Source organism: Aquimarina sp. AD1, assembly GCF_003443695.1.
Lineage (GTDB): Bacteria > Bacteroidota > Bacteroidia > Flavobacteriales > Flavobacteriaceae > Aquimarina > Aquimarina latercula.
The window spans coordinates 1,262,886-1,287,037 of sequence record NZ_CP031966.1 but is presented as its reverse complement, the minus strand read 5'-3'; the positions used below and the strand labels follow the sequence as shown (position 1 = coordinate 1,287,037).

At 31.3% G+C, this 24,152-nt stretch carries 26 protein-coding genes; 18 read left to right on the top strand and 8 right to left on the bottom strand.

Annotated elements, in window-relative coordinates:
• Positions 1 to 108: 108 nt before the first annotated feature.
• Entirely contained in the window at positions 109 to 1,737 is a 1,629-nt protein-coding gene (locus tag D1815_RS05815; RefSeq protein ID WP_118386289.1) for an acyl-CoA carboxylase subunit beta, read from the bottom strand.
• Between the two features lie 266 nt (positions 1,738 to 2,003).
• Between D1815_RS05815 and D1815_RS05810 the strand changes: the two genes are divergently transcribed.
• The 7 genes from D1815_RS05810 (at position 2,004) to D1815_RS05780 (ending at position 8,422) form a co-directional block, all read left to right on the top strand.
• Positions 2,004 to 3,410: a DNA/RNA non-specific endonuclease gene (locus D1815_RS05810; protein WP_027391366.1), complete on the top strand. Its 1,407-nt coding sequence runs from the start codon at positions 2,004 to 2,006 to the stop codon at positions 3,408 to 3,410.
• Positions 3,411 to 3,618: 208 nt separating this feature from the next.
• The gene (locus D1815_RS05805) at positions 3,619 to 3,801 is read left to right on the top strand and encodes a CAL67264 family membrane protein (protein WP_027391367.1); all 183 of its coding nucleotides are present in this window, start codon (positions 3,619 to 3,621) and stop codon (positions 3,799 to 3,801) included.
• 57 nt (positions 3,802 to 3,858) lie between these two features.
• Positions 3,859 to 5,550, top strand: a complete 1,692-nt coding sequence (gene ettA, locus D1815_RS05800) for an energy-dependent translational throttle protein EttA (protein ID WP_027391368.1) — start codon at positions 3,859 to 3,861, stop codon at positions 5,548 to 5,550.
• Between the two features lie 25 nt (positions 5,551 to 5,575).
• Positions 5,576 to 6,154: a hypothetical protein gene (locus tag D1815_RS05795; RefSeq protein WP_027391369.1), complete on the top strand. Its 579-nt coding sequence runs from the start codon at positions 5,576 to 5,578 to the stop codon at positions 6,152 to 6,154.
• Positions 6,148 to 6,837: an HAD family hydrolase gene (locus D1815_RS05790; protein ID WP_027391370.1), complete on the top strand. Its 690-nt coding sequence runs from the start codon at positions 6,148 to 6,150 to the stop codon at positions 6,835 to 6,837. Before D1815_RS05795 ends, D1815_RS05790 begins: the two co-directional genes overlap by 7 nt.
• On the top strand, positions 6,837 to 7,472 hold the full coding sequence (locus D1815_RS05785) for a chloramphenicol acetyltransferase (protein ID WP_118386288.1): 636 nt from the start codon (positions 6,837 to 6,839) through the stop codon (positions 7,470 to 7,472). The genes D1815_RS05790 and D1815_RS05785 overlap by 1 nt, the downstream gene beginning before the upstream one ends.
• A 44-nt stretch (positions 7,473 to 7,516) precedes the next feature.
• Positions 7,517 to 8,422, top strand: a complete 906-nt coding sequence (locus D1815_RS05780) for a DUF6268 family outer membrane beta-barrel protein (protein WP_118386287.1) — start codon at positions 7,517 to 7,519, stop codon at positions 8,420 to 8,422.
• Between the two features lie 84 nt (positions 8,423 to 8,506).
• On the opposite strand, the gene D1815_RS05775 is transcribed toward D1815_RS05780, so the two are convergent.
• Positions 8,507 to 9,097 carry a hypothetical protein gene (locus tag D1815_RS05775; RefSeq protein ID WP_118386286.1) on the bottom strand — a complete coding sequence of 197 codons (591 nt, stop codon included), beginning with the start codon at positions 9,095 to 9,097 and terminating at the stop codon, positions 8,507 to 8,509.
• 174 nt (positions 9,098 to 9,271) lie between these two features.
• Positions 9,272 to 9,865: a pseudouridine synthase gene (locus D1815_RS05770; protein ID WP_118386285.1), complete on the bottom strand. Its 594-nt coding sequence runs from the start codon at positions 9,863 to 9,865 to the stop codon at positions 9,272 to 9,274.
• A gap of 149 nt (positions 9,866 to 10,014) precedes the next feature.
• Between D1815_RS05770 and D1815_RS05765 the strand changes: the two genes are divergently transcribed.
• Positions 10,015 to 10,806 carry a hypothetical protein gene (locus D1815_RS05765; protein WP_118386284.1) on the top strand — a complete coding sequence of 264 codons (792 nt, stop codon included), beginning with the start codon at positions 10,015 to 10,017 and terminating at the stop codon, positions 10,804 to 10,806.
• A gap of 237 nt (positions 10,807 to 11,043) precedes the next feature.
• The gene (locus D1815_RS05760) at positions 11,044 to 11,493 is read left to right on the top strand and encodes a cold-shock protein (RefSeq protein WP_027391376.1); all 450 of its coding nucleotides are present in this window, start codon (positions 11,044 to 11,046) and stop codon (positions 11,491 to 11,493) included.
• A gap of 83 nt (positions 11,494 to 11,576) precedes the next feature.
• Here the strand turns inward: D1815_RS05760 and D1815_RS05755 are convergent, their stop codons facing one another.
• Both D1815_RS05755 and D1815_RS05750 read right to left on the bottom strand, forming a co-directional pair.
• Entirely contained in the window at positions 11,577 to 12,371 is a 795-nt protein-coding gene (locus tag D1815_RS05755) for an MBL fold metallo-hydrolase (RefSeq protein ID WP_027391377.1), read from the bottom strand.
• 69 nt (positions 12,372 to 12,440) lie between these two features.
• Positions 12,441 to 13,196 carry a TSUP family transporter gene (locus D1815_RS05750; protein WP_027391378.1) on the bottom strand — a complete coding sequence of 252 codons (756 nt, stop codon included), beginning with the start codon at positions 13,194 to 13,196 and terminating at the stop codon, positions 12,441 to 12,443.
• A gap of 130 nt (positions 13,197 to 13,326) precedes the next feature.
• Between D1815_RS05750 and D1815_RS05745 the strand changes: the two genes are divergently transcribed.
• The gene (locus tag D1815_RS05745) at positions 13,327 to 15,060 is read left to right on the top strand and encodes a SulP family inorganic anion transporter (protein ID WP_035084077.1); all 1,734 of its coding nucleotides are present in this window, start codon (positions 13,327 to 13,329) and stop codon (positions 15,058 to 15,060) included.
• Positions 15,061 to 15,066: 6 nt separating this feature from the next.
• Here the strand turns inward: D1815_RS05745 and D1815_RS05740 are convergent, their stop codons facing one another.
• Positions 15,067 to 16,029 (bottom strand): hypothetical protein, encoded by a 963-nt coding sequence (locus D1815_RS05740; RefSeq protein ID WP_118386283.1) that lies wholly within the window; start codon positions 16,027 to 16,029, stop codon positions 15,067 to 15,069.
• A gap of 271 nt (positions 16,030 to 16,300) precedes the next feature.
• On the opposite strand from D1815_RS05740, the gene D1815_RS05735 reads away from it, so the two are divergent.
• Positions 16,301 to 17,134, top strand: a complete 834-nt coding sequence (locus D1815_RS05735; RefSeq protein ID WP_255420150.1) for a DMT family transporter — start codon at positions 16,301 to 16,303, stop codon at positions 17,132 to 17,134.
• A 22-nt stretch (positions 17,135 to 17,156) separates the two neighbouring features.
• Here D1815_RS05735 and D1815_RS05730 read toward each other — a convergent pair whose 3' ends face one another.
• Together D1815_RS05730 and D1815_RS05725 are read right to left on the bottom strand one after the other, a co-directional pair.
• Positions 17,157 to 18,770: an FAD-binding protein gene (locus tag D1815_RS05730; RefSeq protein ID WP_118386281.1), complete on the bottom strand. Its 1,614-nt coding sequence runs from the start codon at positions 18,768 to 18,770 to the stop codon at positions 17,157 to 17,159.
• A gap of 19 nt (positions 18,771 to 18,789) precedes the next feature.
• Positions 18,790 to 19,113 (bottom strand): hypothetical protein, encoded by a 324-nt coding sequence (locus D1815_RS05725; protein WP_027391381.1) that lies wholly within the window; start codon positions 19,111 to 19,113, stop codon positions 18,790 to 18,792.
• A gap of 289 nt (positions 19,114 to 19,402) precedes the next feature.
• Here D1815_RS05725 and D1815_RS05720 point away from each other — a divergent pair, with 289 nt between their 5' ends.
• From D1815_RS05720 to D1815_RS05690, 7 genes are all read left to right on the top strand, one after another.
• Positions 19,403 to 19,732 (top strand): helix-turn-helix transcriptional regulator, encoded by a 330-nt coding sequence (locus D1815_RS05720; RefSeq protein ID WP_027391382.1) that lies wholly within the window; start codon positions 19,403 to 19,405, stop codon positions 19,730 to 19,732.
• Positions 19,726 to 21,012, top strand: a complete 1,287-nt coding sequence (locus D1815_RS05715) for a type II toxin-antitoxin system HipA family toxin (protein ID WP_118386279.1) — start codon at positions 19,726 to 19,728, stop codon at positions 21,010 to 21,012. The genes D1815_RS05720 and D1815_RS05715 overlap by 7 nt, the downstream gene beginning before the upstream one ends.
• Entirely contained in the window at positions 21,013 to 21,609 is a 597-nt protein-coding gene (locus tag D1815_RS05710) for a hypothetical protein (protein ID WP_118386278.1), read from the top strand. It abuts the gene before it with no gap.
• A 600-nt stretch (positions 21,610 to 22,209) separates the two neighbouring features.
• The gene (locus tag D1815_RS05700) at positions 22,210 to 22,878 is read left to right on the top strand and encodes a DUF2293 domain-containing protein (RefSeq protein ID WP_118386277.1); all 669 of its coding nucleotides are present in this window, start codon (positions 22,210 to 22,212) and stop codon (positions 22,876 to 22,878) included.
• A 43-nt stretch (positions 22,879 to 22,921) separates the two neighbouring features.
• Complete coding sequence (locus D1815_RS23575) at positions 22,922 to 23,092, top strand: hypothetical protein (RefSeq protein ID WP_162897346.1); 171 nt, start codon at positions 22,922 to 22,924, stop codon at positions 23,090 to 23,092.
• Positions 23,085 to 23,471 carry a YchJ family protein gene (locus D1815_RS05695; protein WP_118386276.1) on the top strand — a complete coding sequence of 129 codons (387 nt, stop codon included), beginning with the start codon at positions 23,085 to 23,087 and terminating at the stop codon, positions 23,469 to 23,471. Before D1815_RS23575 ends, D1815_RS05695 begins: the two co-directional genes overlap by 8 nt.
• 356 nt (positions 23,472 to 23,827) lie before the next feature.
• Positions 23,828 to 24,043, top strand: coding sequence for a hypothetical protein (locus D1815_RS05690; RefSeq protein WP_118386275.1), 216 nt, complete (start codon positions 23,828 to 23,830; stop codon positions 24,041 to 24,043).
• Positions 24,044 to 24,152: the final 109 nt, after the last annotated feature.

Here is a 24,152-nt window from a genome sequence, read left to right as displayed (position 1 = left end):
GAATTAAGATGTATTAAATTATTACTTTACAGTAATTGAGTTTTATTCAATTACTGTAAAGTAATTAGGACGTAATCAATATTGCAGTACAAATAAATTGTAGGTTTATTATACTTGTATCACTCCAAGATTAAAAGGTTTTTCGATAGGAGCGTGGTCAGCTGCTTCAATACCCATAGAAATCCATTTTCTAGTATCTAATGGATTAATAATTCCGTCTGTCCAGATTCTTGCTGCGGCATAATACGGAGAAATCTGCTTATCATAACGAGCTTTAATTTTATCAAATAAAGCCTTTTCATCTTCTTTAGAGAGTTCTTCTCCTTTTTTCTTTAAGGAGGCAGTCTCAATTTGCAATAATACTTTTGCCGCTTGAGCACCACCCATTACAGCAAGTTCGGCACTTGGCCAAGCACAGATTAAACGAGGATCATATGCTTTACCGCACATTGCATAATTACCAGCACCGTAAGAGTTACCAATAACTACCGTAAATTTTGGGACTACACTATTGCTAACAGCATTTACCATTTTAGCGCCATCCTTTATAATACCACCGTGTTCACTTTTACTTCCTACCATAAATCCAGTAACGTCTTGTAAAAAAACCAAAGGAATTTTCTTTTGATTACAATTGGCAATAAACCGGGTAGCTTTATCTGCAGAGTCAGAGTAAATAACTCCTCCAAACTGCATTTCTCCTTTTTTATTTTTGACAATTTTACGTTGATTAGCAACAATACCTACAGCCCAACCATCAATACGCGCATAACCTGTAATTATTGTTTGACCATAACCAGATTTATATTCTTCAAAATCAGAATCATCCACTAATCTATGAATGATTTCCATCATGTCATACTGTTCATTTCTAGCTTTAGGTAATATACCATAAATATCATTCGGGTCCTTTTTTGGTTTTATAGATTTAACTCTATTGTATCCAGCTTTGTCAAAATCACCGATCTTAGAAACAATATTTTTAATAGTGTCAAGAGCATCTTTATCATCTTTAGATTTATAATCTGTAACTCCCGAAATTTCACAATGTGTAGTAGCTCCGCCTAATGTTTCATTATCGATACTTTCTCCAATAGCCGCTTTTACAAGGTAGCTACCAGCTAAGAAAATACTTCCTGTTTTATCCACAATTAAAGCTTCATCACTCATAATAGGCAAATATGCACCTCCTGCAACACAGCTTCCCATTACAGCCGAGATTTGAGTAATTCCCATACTACTCATTACTGCATTATTTCTGAAAATTCTACCAAAATGTTCTTTGTCAGGAAAAATTTCATCCTGCATAGGAAGATAAACTCCAGCACTATCTACTAAATAGATAATAGGTAATTTATTTTCAATAGCTATTTCTTGTGCTCTTAGATTCTTTTTACCAGTTATAGGAAACCAAGCACCGGCTTTTACTGTAGCATCATTAGCAACAACGATACATTGCTTACCACTTATATGGCCTATTTTAATTACAACTCCTCCACTTGGACATCCACCATGTTCTTCATACATTTCATCTCCTGCAAAAGCACCAATTTCTATGGCTTTGTCATCATCGTCTAGTAAATATTCGATTCTTTCTCTTGCAGTCATTTTACCCTTGGCGTGTAACTTTTCTATTCTCTTTTCTCCACCGCCTAATTTTACTTTTGCTAGTTTTTGACGTAACGCGGAGACCAGTAGTTTATTATGATCTTCGTTTTTATTGAAGTTTATATCCATTTGTGTGTATTGTATCTATTGTTTGCACGAAAATACAAAAAACAAGTAGTTTTTAAATCATTAAAATTTTCACCCAATTCATCAATTTCTTTTTTAGTGAAATGTTTAATAAATGTTAACAGATTTATGTAAAAGATTAAATTCTATAACATTTCTATAACAGTTTGCTAACTTTTGATTATCAGATATTTAACACTGTAAAGCTAGTTTTATGGATACATTAAATCCAACTATAAAAAATTACTAATCTATAATCAAATGCTACTATGAAACTATTGAAATTAAATTCGATTTTATACCTACTGTCTTTTGCTGTTTTTATAACAAGTTGTAATGTAGATGATGATAATCTTCATTCGGAAATAGAAACTAATCCTGTTTCTATAAGTGGAGAACTAAAAACTGAAACCTTTTTATATGATAATGAAGGACCACATGATTATAATCCAAATGGGAAAAGGCAAGATGGTTTTATAGAAACTTATGAGTCAGGTTCTAAATCAAGTTATGCAGGAGCAAGTGTTACTTTATCGTCAGGAGATTGGTATTTAAGTGATGCTTTATTAGGTGGTTTGTCAAATGACCGGAAATATGGATCTAAATCTGTGAGAATTAGAAATACAGGCTATGCAATCATGTCTTTTAATATGGATAATGGTGCCGAAACGATTAGAATTCGTCATGCAAAATATGGCAACGATGGTACATCTACATGGAGATTAATAGCTTCTTATGATAATGGTGCTTCTTGGTATTATATAGGTTCTACGGTAACAACAAATTCTACAACGCTAAACACTGTGGCCTTTGATGTGAATGAAACCGTAAGTGTTCGGTATGGAATTCAAAAAATTTCTGGAGGATCTAATAGAATAAATATTGATAATGTTGAAGTAGTGACTAGCTCTACTGGCGGTAATGCTGGAATAGATAGTAATATTACCTTCGGCAACCCTTCTAATGCTGGTACAAGTTCTACTAATTATTACCTTTCTAAACCCGATTTTTCTTTATCTTATAATAATAATACTGGAACTGCTAATTGGGTAAGTTGGCATCTAAGCAGTGCTTGGACCGGGAATACTCCAAGATGTAATTGTTTTAAAAGAGATAATGATTTACCAAGTAATTTTTTCAGAGCTACATCTAGTGATTATACAAACTCAGGTTTTGATAGAGGACATTTATGTCCATCTGCAGATCGCAATGGGTCAGAGGATTCTAATGAAAACACATATTACATGACTAATATTGCTCCTCAAGCTCCGGATAATAACCAGAGAAGTTGGGCCAATTTTGAAAATTATCTCCGGTCATTAACCTTAGAAGGTAATGAGGTTCATATTATTGCTGGTGTAGCAGGAAGTGGAGGAACGGGAAGAAATGGTTTTGCCTCTTCTATCGATGGGGGAAATATTACTGTTCCTGATTCTTTTTGGAAAGTTGCTTTGATTTTACCCAATGGTTCTAATGATATTAATAGAGTAACAACTTCTACTCGAGTTATTGCTATCAATGTGCCTAATGATCAAGGTATAAGTACTGATTGGACTCAGTTTAGAACATCGGTTAATTCTATCGAAAGTTTAACGGGATATGATCTCTTTGAGAATATTGACAATGCTATTGAGTCAGTAATTGAGTCGGTTGTAGATAATGGCCCTTCAAGTTAAGTAATAAATAGATTTATATTTAAAACAGGGACTTAATATTTTAGGTCCCTGTTTTTATAAAATCATTTCATAACTTATTGTTTAACAAATAGTAAAGTGTTTTTATCATCTAAGATCACTCCAAAATGTTATTTTTTGATGATAAAATACCGATATTTGTATGCTGTTTTTGATTTTTCATTAAGAACAGTTAACTAAATAACTTGCTATGGGAATGAATAAAAATACAGTATTAGCGTGGGCCACATTTATAATGATTTTGGTAGGACTTGGTTTAATAGCACTTGGAGCATTTAGATATAGAGATGTCTCTGGTTGGGGTTTTGCTGCTGTTGGAGTTGGTTTTTTAGCTAATGCTTGGGTATTTAATGCTTTAAAAGGTAGAGTATAATTATCCAAAATTCATTTGGATTACTAACAATATTATTAAAATAATTTATAGGGGCTTATGTCAGATGATAAAAAGATTATCTTTTCTATGTCTGGAGTTACAAAAACGTTTAAAAGCGCTAACACTCCAGTTTTAAAGAATATATATTTAAGTTTTTTCTACGGTGCAAAGATTGGGATTCTTGGTCTTAATGGATCTGGTAAATCAACATTATTAAAAATTATTGCGGGAGTTGATAAAAATTATCAAGGGGATGTAGTGTTCTCTTCAGATTATTCTGTGGGATATTTAGAACAAGAACCACAGTTAGATCCCGAAAAAACGGTTTTGGAAGTTGTTAAAGAAGGTGCTGCAGAAATGGTAGCTGTTCTTGATGAGTATAACAAAATCAATGATATGTTTGGTTTAGAAGAAGTCTATAGTGACGCAGATAAAATGCAGAAACTAATGGATAAGCAAGCATTATTACAGGATCAAATTGATGCTGGTAATGGTTGGGAGCTGGATACCAAACTAGAAATTGCAATGGATGCGTTAAGAACTCCTGATTCTGATAAAAAAATTGGAGTTCTATCTGGAGGAGAGCGTAGAAGAGTTGCGCTATGTCGTTTATTGCTTAAGGAGCCTGATGTTTTATTATTAGATGAACCTACAAACCACTTGGATGCAGAATCAGTTCATTGGTTAGAGCACCATTTGGCGCAATATAAAGGAACCGTAATAGCAGTAACTCACGATAGATATTTCTTAGATAATGTTGCTGGTTGGATTTTAGAATTAGATAGAGGAGAAGGTATCCCTTGGAAAGGGAATTATTCTTCTTGGTTAGATCAAAAATCTAAACGATTAGCACAAGAAAGTAAATCAGCTTCTAAACGTCAAAAAACTTTAGAGCGAGAATTAGAATGGGTTCGTCAAGGTGCGAAGGGAAGACAAACTAAGCAAAAAGCTCGTCTTAAGAATTATGATAAATTAATGAGTCAAGATCAAAAACAACTTGACGAAAAATTAGAAATATATATACCGAATGGGCCACGATTAGGAACCAATGTGATCGAAGCTACAGGTATAAGTAAAGCATATGGAGATAAGCTTTTATATGAAGACCTAAATTTTAAACTTCCTCAAGCTGGTATTGTTGGAATTATTGGGCCTAATGGAGCTGGAAAAACTACAATTTTTAGAATGATCATGGGAGAAGAAACTCCGGATAAAGGAAGTTTCTCAGTAGGTGAGACTGCAAAATTAGCGTATGTTGATCAATCTCATTCTAATATAGACCCTGATAAATCTATTTGGCAGAATTTTAGTGATGAACAAGATTTGGTCATGATGGGTGGTAAAGAAGTTAATTCTAGAGCATATTTGAGCAGGTTTAATTTTGGTGGAAGTGAGCAAAATAAGAAAGTTTCCACACTTTCTGGAGGTGAGCGTAATAGGTTACATTTAGCGATGACGTTAAAAGAAGAAGGTAATGTATTGCTTTTAGATGAGCCGACTAACGATCTTGATGTCAATACATTGAGGGCTTTGGAAGAAGGTTTGGAAAATTTTGCAGGATGTGCCGTTGTAATATCTCACGACCGTTGGTTCTTAGATAGAATTTGTACGCATATATTAGCTTTTGAAGGGGATTCTCAAGTATACTTTTTCGAAGGTAGTTTTTCTGATTATGAGGAAAATAAGAAGAAACGTCTTGGAGGTGATTTAATGCCTAAACGAATTAAGTACAAAAAATTAGTACGTTAATATAGTTGCTCAATCAAAATTAAATATGAATCTAACCTTTAAGATATGTGTTTTTCTATTGTTTTCAATAGGGGTATACGCACAATCTGAATTTCCACATGTATTAGTTTTTAAAGACGGTACAGAAATAAGAGGGAAAGTAGTTATATGGGATCGTAATAAATTGGTTTTTAGGAAAGCCGATACTAATGAAAAAGAAGATTATAAGTATAAAACGCTTAAATCGATAGTTGCGTTTGATACGGGTAAAGAATACGAAGGACTATTTGTGTTACGACAATTAAAAGGTACTGATAAAACTTTGCGATTAAAAAAAGCTATTTCTGGAAAAGTAGAATGCTTTTATATTCCAAGAGAAATTTCCTCTGCAGCGTTTGGGTCTGATGCAGTGACGGTTACATCAATGTATTATTTGTCTAAAGAAGAAGATGGTAATGAAGTCATAAAAATTAGATCCGGACTACAATTTAAGAAAACCAAAAAACTGTTGATAGAATATTTTAAAGATTGTCCTGATTTAATTTCTAAAATTAACGAAGGTTATTTTGATGGTAATATAGAGTCTTTAGAACCAATAGTTAAATATTACAATACCAAATGTTAGGTAAAATAAAAGTAATAGCATTCGATGCAGATGATACCTTGTGGGTAAACGAAACTTTTTTTAGAAAAGCTGAAGAAGATTTTTGTGAACTTGTCTCTAGTTATCTCTCTAAAGAAGAAGCAAATAAATTACTTTTTGAAGTTGAGATGCAAAACCTCGATTTATATGGGTATGGAATAAAACCGTTTACGCTTTCTTTAATCGAAGCAGCGTTACGAATAACGAACGGAAATTTGGATGCTAAGCTTATAGAAACTTTAATAGCTAATGGGAAACAGATGCTGCAGGAGCCTGTTGAGTTAATCGATGGGATTGAAGAAACGTTGCAATACTTATCTAAAAAATATCGTTTGGTCATGGCTACTAAAGGAGATTTGTTAGATCAAGAACGAAAATTGATTAAATCTGGATTAGAGAAATACTTCCATCATATCGAAATTGTTTCTAATAAAACTGAGAAACAGTACAAGAAATTAGTGGATCATTTAGATATTGATGAATCCGAATTCTTGATGATCGGAAATTCTCTAAAATCAGATATCATACCAGTGTTAAATATTGGAGCTCACGCGTATCATATTCCTTTTCATACTACTTGGGCTCATGAAGTGCATAATGGAACTATTGATAACCCTAATTTTAAAAGCTTAGATAGTTCTAAAGAATTGTTAGAATTTTTATAATGAAAACAGCGTTAGATCTCACAAATTGGAATAGAAAAGAACATTATGATTTCTTTGGTTCTTTTGATGAACCTTTTTTTGGGATCGTGTCTAACATTAATTTTACAAAGGGATATCAAAAGATTCAAGAAAACGGATATTCCTATTTCCTCTATTATTTGCATAAAGCAGTAAAAGCAGCAAATACTATAGAACCATTTCGATATAGAATCGAGGAAAACAAGGTTTATGTATATGATCAAGTACACGTTTCTGCCACTATAGGAAGAGATGATCATACTTTTGGTTTTTCATTTATAGAGTATGATGAAAACTTTAAAGTGTTCGAACAAAATGCTCAAAAGGAAATAGAGGCGGTTAAAAGCTCTACAGGATTACGACATAATGATAATGCTAAACGAATGGATAGCTTACATGTTTCATCAATTCCTTGGTATAATTTTACGAGTATTTCACATGCTAGACATTTTCAATATAAGGATAGTGTACCAAAAATATCCTTCGGTAAGTATGCTAAAATAGAAGATGAAATCCTTCTCCCAATCTCTGTTCACGTTCATCATGGCTTAATGGATGGATATCATGTTGGTGAATATCTAGAAGAATTTCAACGATTGTTAAATGAGGATGAATAATTAATGTGTATTTTAATTATTTTTCAAAGTATTAAATATTCTTTATGAAAAAATGGGTTTTATTTTCCTTCTTTATTATATGTTGTTTTTTTACAAATGGACAGGATTATACAGATATTGTTCGATTAAATGTTTCTAGAGCCAATTTTGAAGATAAAGGAAAGACCTTTGATACTGATGTAACAAATGTCAATTTTGAAGTTATATACCCTAAAATTATAAATGATGATTTAATTTTGTTAGCAGGGTTAACTGTTGAGCATACGAGTCTAGATTTTTCAAGTGTATTATCCAATCAAAATCTCATAATGACTCGACTAAATGCTGGAGTAAAAATTAACCATTCAGAAAAATGGTCTGGTACCTATGTAGTGCTTCCTAAATTGGCTTCTAATTTCGAAAATATAGGTTCTAGGGATTTTCAAATTGGTGGAATTGCACTTTTGGATTTTCAGTATAATGATAATGTAAGAGGGAAATTTGGACTATACTCTTCCTCAGAGAATTTTGGAACAATTATAACACCTCTTTTAGGTTTCTTTTATAGGTCAGCAAATAAAAAGTTTCATATGGATGCTGTTCTTCCAATTCGTTTAGAAGTAAACTATAAATTATACAATCATTTTAGTTTAGGTTTGGATCTAAGAACCTCTGTTAAATCATATAATTTAGTAGATCAAGATGTTGAGTTTTATGCGCAAGAAGAATCTGTAAGAGTTGGTTTTTACGGTTCCTATGAATTATTTGACGATGCTTTATTAATAAGAGCCAAGTTTGGTTTAGATACTACAGATTATGGTGTTTATGCGTCAGATGATACATCAGGTGTTCAGTTGTTAACATTTACACTTAATGATGATGAAAGAATACGACTGAATAATGAATTCGATAGTACTTTATTTTTGGGATTGGATTTTATATATAGATTCGATATATCATCAAAAAAATAAAATAATTTCGGAAAATTATTTGGTATTATAAAGGGGTATCTATAATTAGATACCCCTTTTGTATATATGATCAAAGTGGTTTATTTAGCGATGTACATATCCTATTACACCTTCATATGAATATCCAGCACTAACACCTTCATTGTAGTTTGTAGTATATAAATGATCTGTATTTGAAGATCCATAAAATCTATAAAGTTTTACTCTTCCGCTTCCTGCGCTGCTATGAATGTATGAAGCTTTCTTAATGTTTCCGTATAGGGTTCTAACACTATAATCTTTCCACCCTTTCCTTAATAAACTAAATTGTTCTGATCCACTCGTGGTCATAACGAAATCTTTATTTCCAGGAGCTAATAGAAAAAAGACCTGTTTAGTTCCGGATGGTGCCGATTGATTATAATCATAGGTACCTAGTTTAAATGGTCTGCCTTCATAAGTTCCAATTCCAACACCAAGGTTTAAAACTCTATACGTGTGTACCGTATTTGATCCTCCAGAATAATAACGGCTAACAGGAGATATCGCAGTTGCTTTGCCATTGATTTCAGAAGTAGTTTCAAGGTCTTCTAATACTATGCTTTCTGATTGAATTTCTTCTTTTTCACAAGAGATAAAGGTCAGTACAGTAAAAATCGCTGTAGATAAGATTGATAATTTTAATTTGCTTTTCATAATTTAAGAATGATTTATTGTTATATACCTCAAAGATGTAGTTTACTAGGTTTTCTTAAATTATTTTGTGGGTTTTTAATGGGGAAATTGTGGACTAATGTAGATGTTTAGGTGATGCGTGTTTAAAAGATAGTTTTTTAATGACAAATCTATTAAAACGTAACCGTAAACTACTTACTGTATTACTGTTTGCAGCTCTATTACTTCTCCTGGCTCCATGTTTTTTAGTAGAATATTTCCAATTCTCACTCGTATTAATCGTAAAGTAGGAAAGCCTACAGCCGAAGTCATTTTTCGTACCTGTCTAAATTTACCTTCTGTTAATGTGATAGAAACCCAAGTAGTTGGTCCATGTCTATCATCTCTTATTTTTTTTGATCTTTCCGGAAAATCAGGAATTCCTTTAATCTTAAAAGCTTTACAGGGATTGGTCATATATTTTTTGCCATCAAAACCAATTTCTACTCCATTCATTAATTTAGATATTGCATCATCCGTAATATCACCATCCACTTGAGCGTAATATTCTTTTTCTATTTTTCTACTACATATATAGTTACTTGTTTTACCATCTGTGGTTAATAGTAATAAACCTTCTGATTTTTCATCTAATCTCCCAATTGCCATCGTACCTTTTGGGAAATCAAAGAGATCTCCTAACAATTTTTTGGAGTTTTGTTTTTGTCCATTGTTTATAAACTGACTTAAATACCCATAAGGTTTATAGATCATAAAATGTCTTTGATCTTTGTTATTGTCTGTTAGCATTATTGAATGGATATTTATTTTTTAATTAAAGCATCAAATGTAATGATTGAATAATTGCTTTGGAAAACTTTTATCTTTTTCAGGTTAACTTTTATGTTTTGTTTTTCACTAAATACTAATCAATTTAACTAATTAAAATAATTATTACTATGGCAATTCATATGATTGGACAGTCGTACCATCAAGATATTATTATCGGTGGTTATGGCTCAGGAAGAAGAAGGAACAGTGAGCCTAATTATTTTGCACCAAATCCTTTAGATTCATGGCAACATGATCGTATAAGAGGTTTTTATCAAGAGGTAGAGAATGAGAATTTAATTGATATACATTATTATAGATCTAATGAGAATGTTTCAATTAATATATATCAGGTAATACGTTCGGAAGTATTATTGTTAGAAAGAACATTAGATTTAATACCTTCCGGACATTTAAGATGGTTAAAAGATCGTAAACCAGCAGGGATTATATTTGCTGATTCTGCGGGTAGAGGTAGATCAGAGCGATATACAGGTGGTCTAAATCCTGGATATGATGATGCAAATACTTCGTTTTTTGATGAAAGTGAAGGCATAATAATTACATACGGAGCGTTATGGCGATATCAAAATATTGGAATTATTCCAACATTAATTCACGAAATTGGGCATGTAATGACACATGCCGGTAAGATTAGTTATCGATTTTTTTCTGAATCTGATAGAGAAACACTTTCTAACACTAGAGTTTCTAGAAACCCCGGAAGTCTAGAAGCTTTATGTAATGCGTATATGTATTTTATCTGTTATGCCAGTGATATACCAGCAATAAGATTGTTTGGAAGTAGACCAATAATATTAGAAAGAAGTCCACAGACTCGGACTGCATTAAGAAGATGTAGGGCGTTTACTTCGCGAATGTTATCCCCTTATGAGATGTTACGTTTTAGTGAAAGATAGTATTCCTCACGTATTTATATGATAACTTGTGGATTAAATTAGTACTTAATTACTAAGAAATTAAAAAGTATAATTTATCTTTGCAGTAAATAATTACATATTCAATGTAATTAGTCGTTGTAACCGCTGGGTCAATTATTCGGTAAGTCAATAAAGTGATATTGTGATTTTCCAATTGTTTGTTTAGTATTTCGATGACGATTCATTACTTAACAAATAAATTCATATTTATAATACATGGCAAAATCGCAGCAGACTTTTAGCAAAATTGAAAAGGAAAAAAAGAAACAGAAAAAACGCGAGGAGAAGCAAAAAAAGAAAGAAGAGCGTAGAGCTAATTCTAAAAAAGGAAGTGGTTTTGATAGCATGATTGCATATGTTGATGAAAATGGACATCTTACGGATACCCCTCCAGATCCATCAAAAAAGAAAAAGATAAAAGCCGAAAATATTGAAATCGGTATTCCTAAAAAAGAACATGTTGAAGAAGATCCTATTAAAAAAGGTAGAGTAGCATTTTTTAATGACTCTAAGGGATACGGTTTTATTACAGAACAAGAATCACAAGAAAAGTTTTTTGTTCATGTAAATGGCTTAATGCAAGAAGTTAAAGAAGGAGATAAAGTACAATTCGAATTGGAGATGGGAATGAAAGGATTGAATGCAGTTCGTGTAAAAAAGATTTGATAAGTATCTAGCTAAATAAAAAACAAAAAGCATTTGCAGTTAATTTCTTTCTGTAAATGCTTTTTGTTTTTTCAGCACTTTTTTTATTTAGAATACCAGTTTAATTGTACTACTGCTATTTCTGAATTACCCTTAGTTACAATTTCTTTAAACTTAACTACATCACTAAATCCATCTGTTCCTCTATAGTGATAAGGGTATATTTCTTTTGGTTTGAATTCTAATACAGCATCAGCAGCACTCTCTACGGTCATAGTGTAGGGTAGGTTCATGCAAACAAATGCTTTATCTATATCTTTTAGTGCTCTCATTTCAGGAATATCTTCTGTATCTCCTGAGAAATATAATCGCTCTTCACCCAATGTAATAACATATCCGTTCCCACGACCTTTATTATGAAATTTTAGCGCTTCTTCTCTTAAATTATACATAGGTATTGCTTCAATGGAGATTCCATTTACTTCCTTTACTTCTCCATTGTTTATGATTACTAATTGTTTGGTATAATTAGCAGGTAGTTTTTCAGCAACCGCTTGTGGAACAACAATTTTTGATTTTGAGATGTCCAAACTATTAAGTGTTTCGATATTCATATGATCTCCATGAATATCCGTAATCAGAATTATACTGGGTGTTTTTTGATTTTCAAACGCTTTTATCCCTCCAGTGGGATCTATATATATAATATTGTCTTTATATTCTAATACTGCTGTTGCATGTGAGATTGGGATAATTTTTAAGTCAGAAATTGGTTTTTTTATAGATTCTTCTTTTGCATTAGCTTCATCGGTATTTGCTGTTTTTTCTTCTTTTACATTTGATTTACAACTGATTAAAAATATGCTAAGAGCAAAAATGCCAAGGGTATATGTTTTCATTATATGTGATTTTAGTTTCCTTAACAAGGTATAAAATGGTGATAAAACAGGAAATATTTTAATGTAAGATTAACTATCTATCCATAGCTTAATAGCCATAGCTATTACCATTATTACCAAAAATATTTTAACAATTCCATCTCCTTTTTTTACAGACCATCTACTGGCGATCCAACCACCACTGGCATTACCAAAAGCTAACACAAATCCATATAAATAGTTGATTTGATTATTGTATGCAAAAATAATCAATGCACCAATGGTGTATATAAAAACCACTAAAGCTTTTACAGCATTTGAAGAAACTAGGCTCATTTTATTAATGGTACTTAATGCCAAAAGAATAAAAATGCCAACTCCTGCCTGTATGAAACCACCGTATATTCCAATTATAAAAAAGGTAATGATAGAAAACACACGATACTTTCCTTGTATTCGTTCTGTAAAATCTTTCAAATTAATTTTAGGTTTAAAAACCATAAAAAGAACCACAATCAACATTACAATTGCGAGTATCTTATTAAAGGTTTCACCTTTTATGTTGATTGCTATTTTTGCTCCGATTAGCGACCCTATCAATGCAGATAGGCCTAAGTATACACTAAAAATTGATGGTTTTATACCTTTGCTTTTAAATCCAGCAACCGATGTAATACTCTGAATAAAAATCCCGATTCGGTTTGTGCCATTTGCTATTGCTGGTGGCAATCCCATAAAGATAAGCATCGGTAATGTTAACAAAGATCCTCCTCCAGCTATAGTATTTATGACTCCTGCTATAAAACCAACTATTGCTAAAAGAATAAGAAGTAGTGTTTCGTTCATTTAAGTATGTTTCATCCCAAAAATAGGTAAAACCAAAAAATACAAGCGCTTTTTCAAAATCAATTGGTATAAATTATTAAACTGTCGTAGATTTACCAGTACTAATAAAAAATCAACTAGCAATAATTCTTTGAATAAAATAATTCCCATTTTAGAAGCTTTAAAGGGCTATGGCAAAATAACTTTTGCTTCTGACGCTATTGCCGGTATAACTGTAGGAGTGGTGCTTATTCCTCAAGCAATAGCTTATGCCTTACTTATGGGTACACCACCGATATATGGGCTGTACGCTTGTTTAATTCCTTTGGTTATATATGCTTTTTTTGGAACATCAAGACAATTAAGTATTGGTCCTGTAGCAGTAACGGCAATTTTAGTAATGAGTGGAGTAAGTCAGCTTGCAACTCCTTTTACTGAAGAGTTTACTAATTTGGTGATTTTTTCTGGTTTATTAATAGGGATATTGCAGATTGTACTCAGTCTGCTAAGGATGGGATTTTTGGTTAATTTGATCTCACAACCTGTAATTTCGGGCTTTATTTCTGCTGCAGCTATTATTATTATCGTTTCTCAACTTAGTGAATCATTAGGAATTGAAATTCCGAATTTTGATTACCCACATGAATCAATATGGTATGCTATAAAAAACATTTCTTCGATTCATGTAATCACATTAAGTATGTGTTTGGGATCAATAGTAGTTATGCTTATTCTTAAAAAAATTAAAAAATCATTTCCGGGGGCACTTTTTGTTTTAATAATAACAACGGTAATTACAATTATTTTTGATTTAAAAAAATTAGGTCTTTCAGTAATAGAAGATGTTCCAAAAGGTTTACCATCTTTTAGTATTCCTGATATGAGTTATGATTCTATGATTGCATTAATTCCTTCCGTGTTAACAGTTACTTTTATTGGTTATGTTGGTAGTATAGGTATAGCTAAATCCTTAGAGATTAAAAATAGAGATCATATAGTTCGGCCTAATCAAGAATTATTGGCTTTAGGTCTAGCAAAAGTTGTTGGTGCATTTTTTCAGGCAATCCCTTCTTCAGGAAGCTATAGTAGATCGGCTATTAATGATGAGGCGGGAGGAAAGACTACAATTTCATCTATCATCACTGTTATTATGGTGATTATATCTTTATTGTTCTTGACTTCGTTCTTTTATTATATTCCAAATGCTGTTTTAGCGGCTATTATATTAGTTTCAGTTTTTGGATTGATCAATATCAGTGAGGCAAGATATCTTCTCGCATTAAGACGAAGGGAGTTTATCGTAATGTTCATAACATTTATTGGGACATTAGTTTTTGGTGTAGAAAAAGGGATTTTTATTGGGGTCATATTATCGTACATTTTTTTACAATATTATAGCTCGAGACCACATGTTGCAGAATTGGTAAATATTCCGAACACGAACTATTATCGTAATATCAAAAGATTTCCGGATGCTACGAGGTCATCTAGATATCTGATTATTCGATTTGATGATCAATTATATTTTGCTAATACTAGTTACTTTAAGGACGCTATATTAAATCAAATAGATAAAAGAGAGGTGTTACCAGAGTTTTTGATTTTAGATAGTACCAATATCAATGATATTGATAGTACGGGTTTACATATTTTAGAGGATGTTCATAGGTATTTAGAAGATTTAGGAGTGCAATTATTAATCACTGGTACAATTGGTCCTGTTCGGGATTTTCTTAAAAGATCTGGGTTTACGGATAATTTAGGTAGTCAACATAATTTTTTAAACATAGAAGATGCTGTTAATTATACAGATAATAAAACTGTTCAGCAAAATTCTCTAGAGGTAGCAGTTCAGTATAATAAGAAACGTTCTTTTCTTGATTAGAAGATATTATTTTTCATAAACATGCATTTTTATTCCCATACCATAATTCATAAAACCTTTTTGGATTAATGTATTATTTTCGCTGTATTCTTTGTCGAAGCGTTGCCAGGTTCTGTTTTTGAAAAAGATTCTTCTTGTAAACGTAATATTGTTGTCTATTTTGTCGGTAAAAGGAAGTAGTGGTCTAAATGTAGTAGAGACTTTTACGATTCCTTTACGTGTTTCTACTTCGTGGTATTTTTTGGTATGCTGCAGTTTTCCTTGCTTATCTGTATAACCTAATACTTGAACAGAAATAAATATACCATTTTTAGGAACAAATATTTTGTATTCAGAAATATCAAGTTCGAAATTTGTTTTGTCTTTATTTGTTATTCTAAAAATGATGTCGTCACCAGCCAATCTCTTTCCTGGAATACCATTTGTACTTTCATAGAATTGCATTTTAAACAAAGTAGAAAAAGATTGTTTTCTACTAGAAGATCTTTTGGAGCTTTCCATCATCACAGGTAAAAAAACAGAAGCAATTTTAGTTGATTTTATATAATGCCTAGGGAAAAAGACAGCTATTTCTGATTCTACAGTAGGTAGCCAACATCTAAAGTAATCATCATGTATTTTAGAACCTTTTTTCTTTGTCTTGTATTTACCTAAATTTTCTGCTTTTAAAACTACTTCTTGAAGTTCGGCAATATCAGGTGTTAATAAAATACTCTTTGGGATATTATTTGTGCTAAGACCTTTTTCTTTATATCCAAGTGCCGATATATATAATGAATCGATGTCGCTATATCTTTTTTTTGAAAATTTAAAGATTCCACCTTCGTCAGCAAACAATCCATTACCATTGCCAAATGAAATTGTAGCATACGATATAGGGAATTTTTGTACAGAATCTTTGATGGTGTACACTTGACTATATATACCATTGGATATCAGTAATAGAAGTATATAGAGGACTTTTTTCATAGTAGGTTAGGGGACTAAATAGGCTGTTAAAATAGTGAAAATATTTTAAAACATTCTTTATGTTTCATTAGTTACAGAAGTAATAGCTCTTTAATTTCTTTACTTTTTATATTTTGATATAAGCAAAAAAGAAGCCAAAAAATAAGTGAATTATTATTTTAACCATTGTTTTTTAATAATAACATACTCGTTAATGATTAAATAATATTGGTACATACTCTATCTTTGTAAGATTAATAATGTTCCATATTTGGTTTAAAACAAAGAGTATTTGAAAAAAGCAATTTATTTTATGTTACTGAGCACCGTTTCTTTTACGGTGATGAATTTACTGGTTAAATATTTAGTTGGTTTTAGTGCATATCAGTTAGTTTTTTTTAGATCAATCGGAACTTTGTTTTTCACTATGCCATTTTTAATTCACCATAAAATATCAATTCTAGGAAATCAAAAGAAGTTACTAGTACTTCGTGGTTTAGCAGGTGTAACCTCTATGGGATTGTTTTTTATGTCGGTAGAATATCTTAAAATAGGTTCTGCAGTATCTCTACGGTATCTTTCTCCTATTTTTGCTACTATATTAGCAGTTATATTTCTAAGAGAAAAAGTTAAAAATATCCAGTGGTTATTTTTTTTGTTAGCGTTTACAGGTGTTTTAATTATTAAAGGATTTGATGCAGAGATTAATTCTTTAGGATTATTATTAATTGTTTTTTCTGCATTATTTAGTGGGTTTGTATATGTTTTAATTAATAAAATAGGGTTAGGAGACCATCCCGTAGTTATTGTGAACTATTTCATGTGGATTGCTACTGTTTTAGGTGGAATTTTATCTATTTTTAATTGGGAGAAAACTCCGCAAGGTATGGAGTGGGTATTATTATTAAGCTTAGGGATCTTCGGCTATTTTGGCCAACTATTTATGACAAAAGCTTTTCAATCACAAGTTACTAATAAGGTAGTTTCTTTAAAATACATGGAGGTAATATTTACCATGATAGCTGGTATTTTCTTATTCGGAGACCAATATCCTTTGCTTAGCGTTTTAGGTACTATAATGGTAATTACTGGATTGATTCTTAATATGTTTTATAAATCTAAATAGGCAGTGATTATCGTATTTATGATTAAACAATTATCCCAGATTTTTTATTCAATCCACATTGTTCCAAAAACTTATTGGTAAATACTTCTCGCGTATTATCATCAAGAAGCTCGTTACGTGAATCTATCCAATGCTGGACAATAGCAGCGCCATACATTTTTTGTATCCTATTATAGTTAAGATTGAAATTTATTTTACCCCAATGTAGTGTATATGCAATGTTTTTTGCTTCTAATCTATTCCATATTTTGTCATAAAACTCTCTGGTTACTTTAGAGTCAACACCATCTAATTCTAAAACACATGTTTTAGCGAATTTTGTAAAACCTAATAATGCTTTTGTGCCTTTTACATATCGCAAAGAAATTCCTCCAGGAAAAGGATTGCCATTATCAATAATATCCATTATTTCTTGTACTACTTGTACGCTATCTTTAATATCGATTCCGAGGGCCGCACTTGCTACTTTTCCTCTAAATTTAGTATTGTTATATGTTTCTCCAATAGTGCCTTCTAAAGCAGGAGTTTCTTTATAAGCTAAAGGAAATAATAGATTAACTAAGCTTGGTACTAATTTTACAGATAAAGTACCTAGACTGTCCATCATAGTTTGTATTAAACCTAATAAATCATCTCCATATGTTAATCCATTTTGATCTCTTTCTCTTCGTGTATAGTTATCACGGTATTTTCTTTTGTATGCAACCTTAATAAAAACACCTTTGTCGATATCGTTAGGTTTAAAATCATATGGATTTATAAGTATTTCAAAATGGTATAATTCTCGATCTGGAGAAACTTCAGGAAAAGGCATTAAATCTTTAATACCAGAAAAGTTTTGTGTAGTCATTGTATTTTTTAAAGCATCATTATATGCTACTTTATCAATACGATGTTCTTCTAATAAAAATTTGGGTTCTGTTTCTATTAATACACCATGAATGAAACCAAAACTTCCAAAACTTACGATTGCAGCATTAAACATAATATCATCCTGAATTCTTTCTGCTCCTAACCAATTAACAAACTTATCAGACATAATAGGAGTAGACGCTCGCTCTAACCAAACATGCCTATCCTTGCCTACTATTAAGTGTAATCCAACTACAAAATCTTGTAATGCACCAACGTTATAAGCAGCACCGTGTGTTCCTGTAGATAATGCTCCTGCGATGGTTTGACCATTACTAGCACCGGATGCTTTAATGGATCTGCTTGGTCTTTTTTCTTTTTCGAGTTTGGCATTTAGTTGTAAAATTGACATTCCACATTGCGAAAAAAATAAGTTTTCTGGGGTACCTCCATCGTTTAAATAATCTTTTGTTACATATGATTTAGAGATAGAAAAGGAAAGCCTAAGTGATTTAGTGTCAATAATACCTCCTTCAGAAACGGCTACTTTAGAAAAAGACCAACCGCTACCCATTGCTCGCAATCGGATTTTATTTTTAATAGCATGTCCTATTAACCATTGGATGTTTTTAGTAGTAGCCTTATATTTCTCAGAACTTTTAGATAAGAAATGGTTATTTCTTATTTTAAAAGAAGCATTTTTAGTTAATTTTTGAGTAAAATTTTGATGTCTGTTTTCCCAAGAAGTTATTGGTAGTATTTCTATGCCTTTTGGTAATGCCATTTTTAAAGTTTTTAGATAGTTATAAATCTTCGATAGGAGTTTCTACAGGTGCGCATTCCCATTCTATTGTTTGTGGGACTACTATACCAAGAGTAATTGCTGAAATTAAAATATACCCAAGATTGGTTTTGCTAGTAACAGCATTCATTTTTTTAGATTCACATTCTGGGTTGATATCTTTAGGAGTTACTAAACCCCAAGCATAACTCCAAGATGTTTTATGATGTTTTATTATAGAATCATTATCATACTCGCTGACAACTCGTGTTGATATACAACTCTGACAAAGGATTAAAAGCAATAATAATATACTAATTGTGCGTAATTGGATATAATTTTTCATACCTCAGATATTTTATGAGGCAATAAGACGATTGAAGGGTAACTATATTCTTAGTAAAATTATGAATATATATAGTGTGCTAAAAGGGGTTTTTAACTGTATTTTCTTATAAATAAATCAGTTGTTTTTAAAGTATACAAAAATATACTTTATATACTTTTTAATGTGATTGTGTATATTTTAATATACTTTATTATATTTGTATATGTTTTTTTAAAGTATATTTAGCTATACTTTGGAGATATTATTACTTATAAAGTATAATTTTGTATACCTTAATTTATAGATTATGGATTTAAGTAGATTTTCGGATAATGATGTTTTGTTAGAGCTTACGCAACGCGTAAAAAAGAGAAGGCTTAATCTTAATATAACACAAGAAGAGCTTTCTAAAAGAGCAGGAGTACATGTGCAAACGATAAAAAATTTCGAGTCTGGTAAAGCGACAACCTTACTTACATTTATTCAAATATTGCGAGCTTTTGGAGAACTTGATGCTTTAAGTTCTTTTTTGCCGGATCCTGGTATTAGTCCTGTTGAATTATTGAAATTAAAAGGAAAAGAAAGAGAAAGAGCTTCTGGAAATTCAAAAGATAAACCAAACAAATCATCATGGTAGATGTAATAAAAATAACACTCTGGGGAAAAGAATTAGGAGCTTTAAGTTGGGATACTGATAAGAAGTACGCATCTTTTGAGTATTTCTCTGAATTTTTAAATAATAATTGGGAGGTTTCTCCTATACATATGCCTTTAGGCACATCAGAGAGAAGAATATATAGTTTTCCTCGTCTTAACGAAGATACTTACAAAGGACTTCCTGGAATGTTATCAGATGTATTGCCTGATGATTTTGGAAATAGATTGATAGACCAATGGTTGTTACTTAATAATATACCAAAAGCACAGTTTACACCTTTAGATCGTCTATGTTATATAGGATCTCGAGGTATGGGAGCCTTAGAGTTTCAACCTGCGAGAAATTTAGGGAATAAAGTAGCAAGTAATGTGGTAATAGATAAATTAGTTATACTCGCTCAGAAAGTTCTAGATTCTAGAGAACAAATTGAACTTAATATTGATGAAACTGAACATTTAAATGAATTAATAAAAGTAGGTACTTCTGCTGGTGGACAAAGAGCAAAGGCAATTATAGCATATAATTCTAAAACAGGTGAAATTAAATCCGGTCAAACGGATGTTCCTGAGGGTTTTGAGCATTATCTGTTTAAATTCGATGGAGTAAATGATGTGTCTTTAGGAGATCCACAAGGTTATGGGAAAATAGAATATGCATATTATTTAATGGCATTAGATTGTGGAATTGAAATGGAACATTCTCAATTGTTTCAAGAATATAATAGAGCACATTTTATGACCAAGCGATTTGATCGTTTACCTAATAATAAGAAGTTACATATGCAAACATTATGTTCTTTAGCACATTTTGATTATAAATCTCCAGGAGCATATTCTTATGAGAATGCATTTGATATTATGCGACAGCTTAGATTACCGCATCGAGATGCTATTCAGTTATATAAAAGAATGTTGTTAAATGTTATTGCAAGAAATCAAGATGATCATACTAAAAATATTTCATTTCTAATGGATGAACAAGGAGTGTGGAAATTAGCTCCTGCATATGATATTACATATTCTTACAATCCAACAGGGATATGGACTAGCATGCACCAAATGTCAATTAATGGAAAGAGAAACGATTTTACTATCAGCGATTTATTAACTGTAGGGAGTAAAATAAGCTATAAAAATAGCAAAACAGAAATACAACAAGTATTAGATGTTGTAGCTAATTGGAGTTACTATGCTAATGAAGCAGGAATACCGTCTAAACAAGCTAATAAGTTACAACAAGCATTTAGGATAAATTTATAAATGAGTACGAAAAAGAAATCCAGATTAAATTATATAACTACTAAAGGCGTATTTTATATTACGTTATTGGTCATATTTATCACAATATTTCAGGTTTGGCAATTTGGATTAGAAAAGGAAAGAACTATTATCGAAAATTCTATGCTATCCACTACGATACTATCTGTGATATTTTTTCTCTTTATTACAATCGGTCTATATTATGGTGTAAAACTAAAAGATAATTTAGGCAAAATGACGGATCGATTGGATTATGATAGGGAAGGTGTATCTGATTTTTTTAATATAGATACTGATATACCAGATGTTGGTGATGGATGCGAAGGTACAGTATTAAGTATATTATTATGGATTCTAATAACTATTTTAATAGGAGTATTTTTATGGTTGTTTGGAGGAGTGCTATGGAGTGTTTTAATTACATTTTTAGCGATGCTTTATTGGATTTTCTTTAGGGCATTACGTTTGGTTTTTAAAAAATCTCCAGTTTGCAAAGGTAATCTTCCCAAAAGTATTAGGTATGGGATTAGTTATACAGTATTATACAATTTTTGGATTTATATAATAATTTTGATAGCTGAATTTATAAAACAATAATTATCGAGCATATAAGTACCGAGAAATTTGGTGAATTATTTAGGGCAAAAAATTCAAATTTGTTCACGATAAGTGGGGTAAAATGTTTCAATTTAGAAACTAATTTAAGACGCATTGTACTTATATACTCAAATAATAATAAGGTGCTGTTCTAGTTAAAATCTTCTCTGAGATAATACATTAACTTAGATTTGTCTGTAAAACTTTTTATTGCAATAATTTCACCGTTTAATTTATTATAAATTATTTCGGCGAATAAAAAGTCTATGTAGAATATACTATAGTAAAAGTCTCTATTAGCATCGTTTATAGAAAAAAGGTGTATCCCTTTGTTCCAAATGTTACGATATTTCTCTGCTAAATTTTGCGAATTAAACCGCTTCTCTAGGGTAGTTTTTTGCATAAGCATTATGATTTTAAGATTTAAGGCACTACTAAACTACGGAAAAACCGTAACAAAACAAACATTAAAACGGAAAAATTTGAATTTTCCCCATTTATTACTTGTAAATTATTAAAAAGAACTATTTAAACGTTATTGTTAATTAATGATGTAAATAGAATAAAATATTATTTTCGTAGCTTAAAAGTAAAATTATATTGGCTACAGTTTCTCAAAATATATTTCTAACTAGAAAAGAAAAACAACGTTGTGTTTGTTGTGGTAAAAAAATTCCTTTTGGTAAATCGTTTGTTGCAGAAACCGAAGATCATAAAGGTACTTGTTTTGCTTGTTCACCATTTTTGGGATACTCCTTATTACCGGCAGGAAATGCTGCGATGACTAGAAGGTCTAAAAAACACTCAAAACTTTGTGGAGTCGTTTTAAAATGGAATCAACGTAGAAAGCGTTACGAGCGTAAAGGGCAGTTTGTAGAAGAAATAGCAATTGAAAAAGCACGGTTAGAGTGCGAAAATGATAGAGAAGCTAGAGAGCTTAAAAATAAAAAGGCAGCTATTGTAAGAGAACAGAAAGATAAAGTGTATATCTTAAATTTTGCAAATGCAATAAGAAATAAATATCCTAATTGTCCTCAAAAGCGAGAGTTTAAGATAGCATCACATGCTTGCAAGAAACATAGTGGAAGGGTAGGACGTACTGCAGACGCCAAAGAATTTGACCCACAAATGATTGACTTGGCCGTACAAGCACATATACGGCATACAGAGACTAATTATGACGAACAATTTGGTAAAGGAAAAAGAAAGACAGAAATTAGATCAGATGTGCAGTCAAAAATTGAGAGTGTTTTGAATAAATGGAAATAGTAAGTCCTATATTCTAAGTGTAAAATCATTTAAGTTTTTAGAGATGGCAAAAAAAGGTAGAGAGAAAAATACATTAAATAAAGCAAAACATTCAAAGCTTATGAATCGCAAAAAGAATAAGCTTAAAAAAGAAAAAGAACAAAGGGCAGAACGATTAAAAGCGATAGTTCGAAAAGCTAATCAATCTAAAGAAAAAGGCTCTGAAAATGAATAAATGTTATTGTGGTAAAGACAAGTCCTATAATAATTGTTGTGGTACGGTTCATAAAGATATACTAAAAGCTTCGACTGCCGAAGATTTAATGAGATCTCGCTACAGTGCTTTTGTATTAACTAATGGTGATTACTTAATGAAAAGTCACCATAGTACTACACGTCCTTTAAAAGAAAAGAAATCTATTGTTACCTGGGCTAAATCTGTTAATTGGGTTAAGTTAGAGGTTTTAAATACTACAGATGGATTAGAATACGATATGAAGGGAACTGTGGAGTTTAAAGCTTTTTACTTTGAAAAAAATAAGATAGAATGTATTCACGAAAACTCTGCGTTTATTAAAGAAAACGGGTATTGGGTATATCTAGGCGAAGCTTAAAGATTATGCATCTCATAGTTGGTGCTTAAAAACATTTGATCTTTCCAATTCACGAATTTTTAAAGATATTCTTTTCAATAGGATAGTTTAGCAATTGTAATGTTTGTTTTTTCCGGTTTAATGACCGATAAATGGCAGGTAATATCTCTCTTCAGTTTAAAAACAACCTACTCTTTTATTTCTCAAAATATATCTATTTATATCCATTAATATATAAACTTTTGAAGAAAGGAGGGTAACAAAATAATTTCCCTTTTTATATAAGTATGTAAAATCAAAACGCGCGCTTGATAGATACACTTTTTTTGAGGTCGCCGAAAATCATAAAGAGTAGGCAAAATCTAAACATACAAATAATGAAAAAGGTATTCTTATTACCCAAAGGCTTAGACAAATTTTCTACAAAAGAGCTTAAAAATATGGAGGCTATTTTAGGAGGAACTGTAGATGTACCAGATATTATATATTACCCAACTAGTGGTGGTAGAAGATGTGCAGAAGGCCAGGTTTGGTCAGAAACATTACAGAGATGTATTGTTGTTACTGTGGGAAATCCAGTTCAACACAGATAAATGATTTGGTTTTATATCCAAACATATATTGATAAATAGGTTGTTTAATCAACTTATAAAATGCTAAGCGGAGTGGAGTAAACTTGTACAATTTTTATTCTCCAAACTT

Excerpts from the sequence above, each read along its gene's own strand:
- D1815_RS05750 (WP_027391378.1), bottom strand. The coding sequence starts at position 13,196 with ATGAACGAAACACTACTTCTTATTCTTTTAGCAATAGTTGGTTTTATA.
- D1815_RS05695 (WP_118386276.1), top strand. The coding sequence starts at position 23,085 with ATGAATAAATGTTATTGTGGTAAAGACAAGTCCTATAATAATTGTTGT.
- ettA (WP_027391368.1), top strand. The coding sequence starts at position 3,859 with ATGTCAGATGATAAAAAGATTATCTTTTCTATGTCTGGAGTTACAAAA.
- D1815_RS05725 (WP_027391381.1), bottom strand. The coding sequence starts at position 19,113 with ATGAAAAATTATATCCAATTACGCACAATTAGTATATTATTATTGCTT.
- D1815_RS23575 (WP_162897346.1), top strand. The coding sequence starts at position 22,922 with ATGGCAAAAAAAGGTAGAGAGAAAAATACATTAAATAAAGCAAAACAT.
- D1815_RS05765 (WP_118386284.1), top strand. The coding sequence starts at position 10,015 with ATGGCAATTCATATGATTGGACAGTCGTACCATCAAGATATTATTATC.
- D1815_RS05720 (WP_027391382.1), top strand. The coding sequence starts at position 19,403 with ATGGATTTAAGTAGATTTTCGGATAATGATGTTTTGTTAGAGCTTACG.
- D1815_RS05780 (WP_118386287.1), top strand. The coding sequence starts at position 7,517 with ATGAAAAAATGGGTTTTATTTTCCTTCTTTATTATATGTTGTTTTTTT.
- D1815_RS05755 (WP_027391377.1), bottom strand. The coding sequence starts at position 12,371 with ATGAAAACATATACCCTTGGCATTTTTGCTCTTAGCATATTTTTAATC.
- D1815_RS05785 (WP_118386288.1), top strand. The coding sequence starts at position 6,837 with ATGAAAACAGCGTTAGATCTCACAAATTGGAATAGAAAAGAACATTAT.
- D1815_RS05810 (WP_027391366.1), top strand. The coding sequence starts at position 2,004 with ATGAAACTATTGAAATTAAATTCGATTTTATACCTACTGTCTTTTGCT.
- D1815_RS05690 (WP_118386275.1), top strand. The coding sequence starts at position 23,828 with ATGAAAAAGGTATTCTTATTACCCAAAGGCTTAGACAAATTTTCTACA.
- D1815_RS05795 (WP_027391369.1), top strand. The coding sequence starts at position 5,576 with ATGAATCTAACCTTTAAGATATGTGTTTTTCTATTGTTTTCAATAGGG.
- D1815_RS05815 (WP_118386289.1), bottom strand. The coding sequence starts at position 1,737 with ATGGATATAAACTTCAATAAAAACGAAGATCATAATAAACTACTGGTC.
- D1815_RS05790 (WP_027391370.1), top strand. The coding sequence starts at position 6,148 with ATGTTAGGTAAAATAAAAGTAATAGCATTCGATGCAGATGATACCTTG.
- D1815_RS05760 (WP_027391376.1), top strand. The coding sequence starts at position 11,044 with ATGGCAAAATCGCAGCAGACTTTTAGCAAAATTGAAAAGGAAAAAAAG.
- D1815_RS05740 (WP_118386283.1), bottom strand. The coding sequence starts at position 16,029 with ATGAAAAAAGTCCTCTATATACTTCTATTACTGATATCCAATGGTATA.
- D1815_RS05715 (WP_118386279.1), top strand. The coding sequence starts at position 19,726 with ATGGTAGATGTAATAAAAATAACACTCTGGGGAAAAGAATTAGGAGCT.
- D1815_RS05710 (WP_118386278.1), top strand. The coding sequence starts at position 21,013 with ATGAGTACGAAAAAGAAATCCAGATTAAATTATATAACTACTAAAGGC.
- D1815_RS05775 (WP_118386286.1), bottom strand. The coding sequence starts at position 9,097 with ATGAAAAGCAAATTAAAATTATCAATCTTATCTACAGCGATTTTTACT.
- D1815_RS05730 (WP_118386281.1), bottom strand. The coding sequence starts at position 18,770 with ATGGCATTACCAAAAGGCATAGAAATACTACCAATAACTTCTTGGGAA.
- D1815_RS05770 (WP_118386285.1), bottom strand. The coding sequence starts at position 9,865 with ATGCTAACAGACAATAACAAAGATCAAAGACATTTTATGATCTATAAA.
- D1815_RS05805 (WP_027391367.1), top strand. The coding sequence starts at position 3,619 with ATGGGAATGAATAAAAATACAGTATTAGCGTGGGCCACATTTATAATG.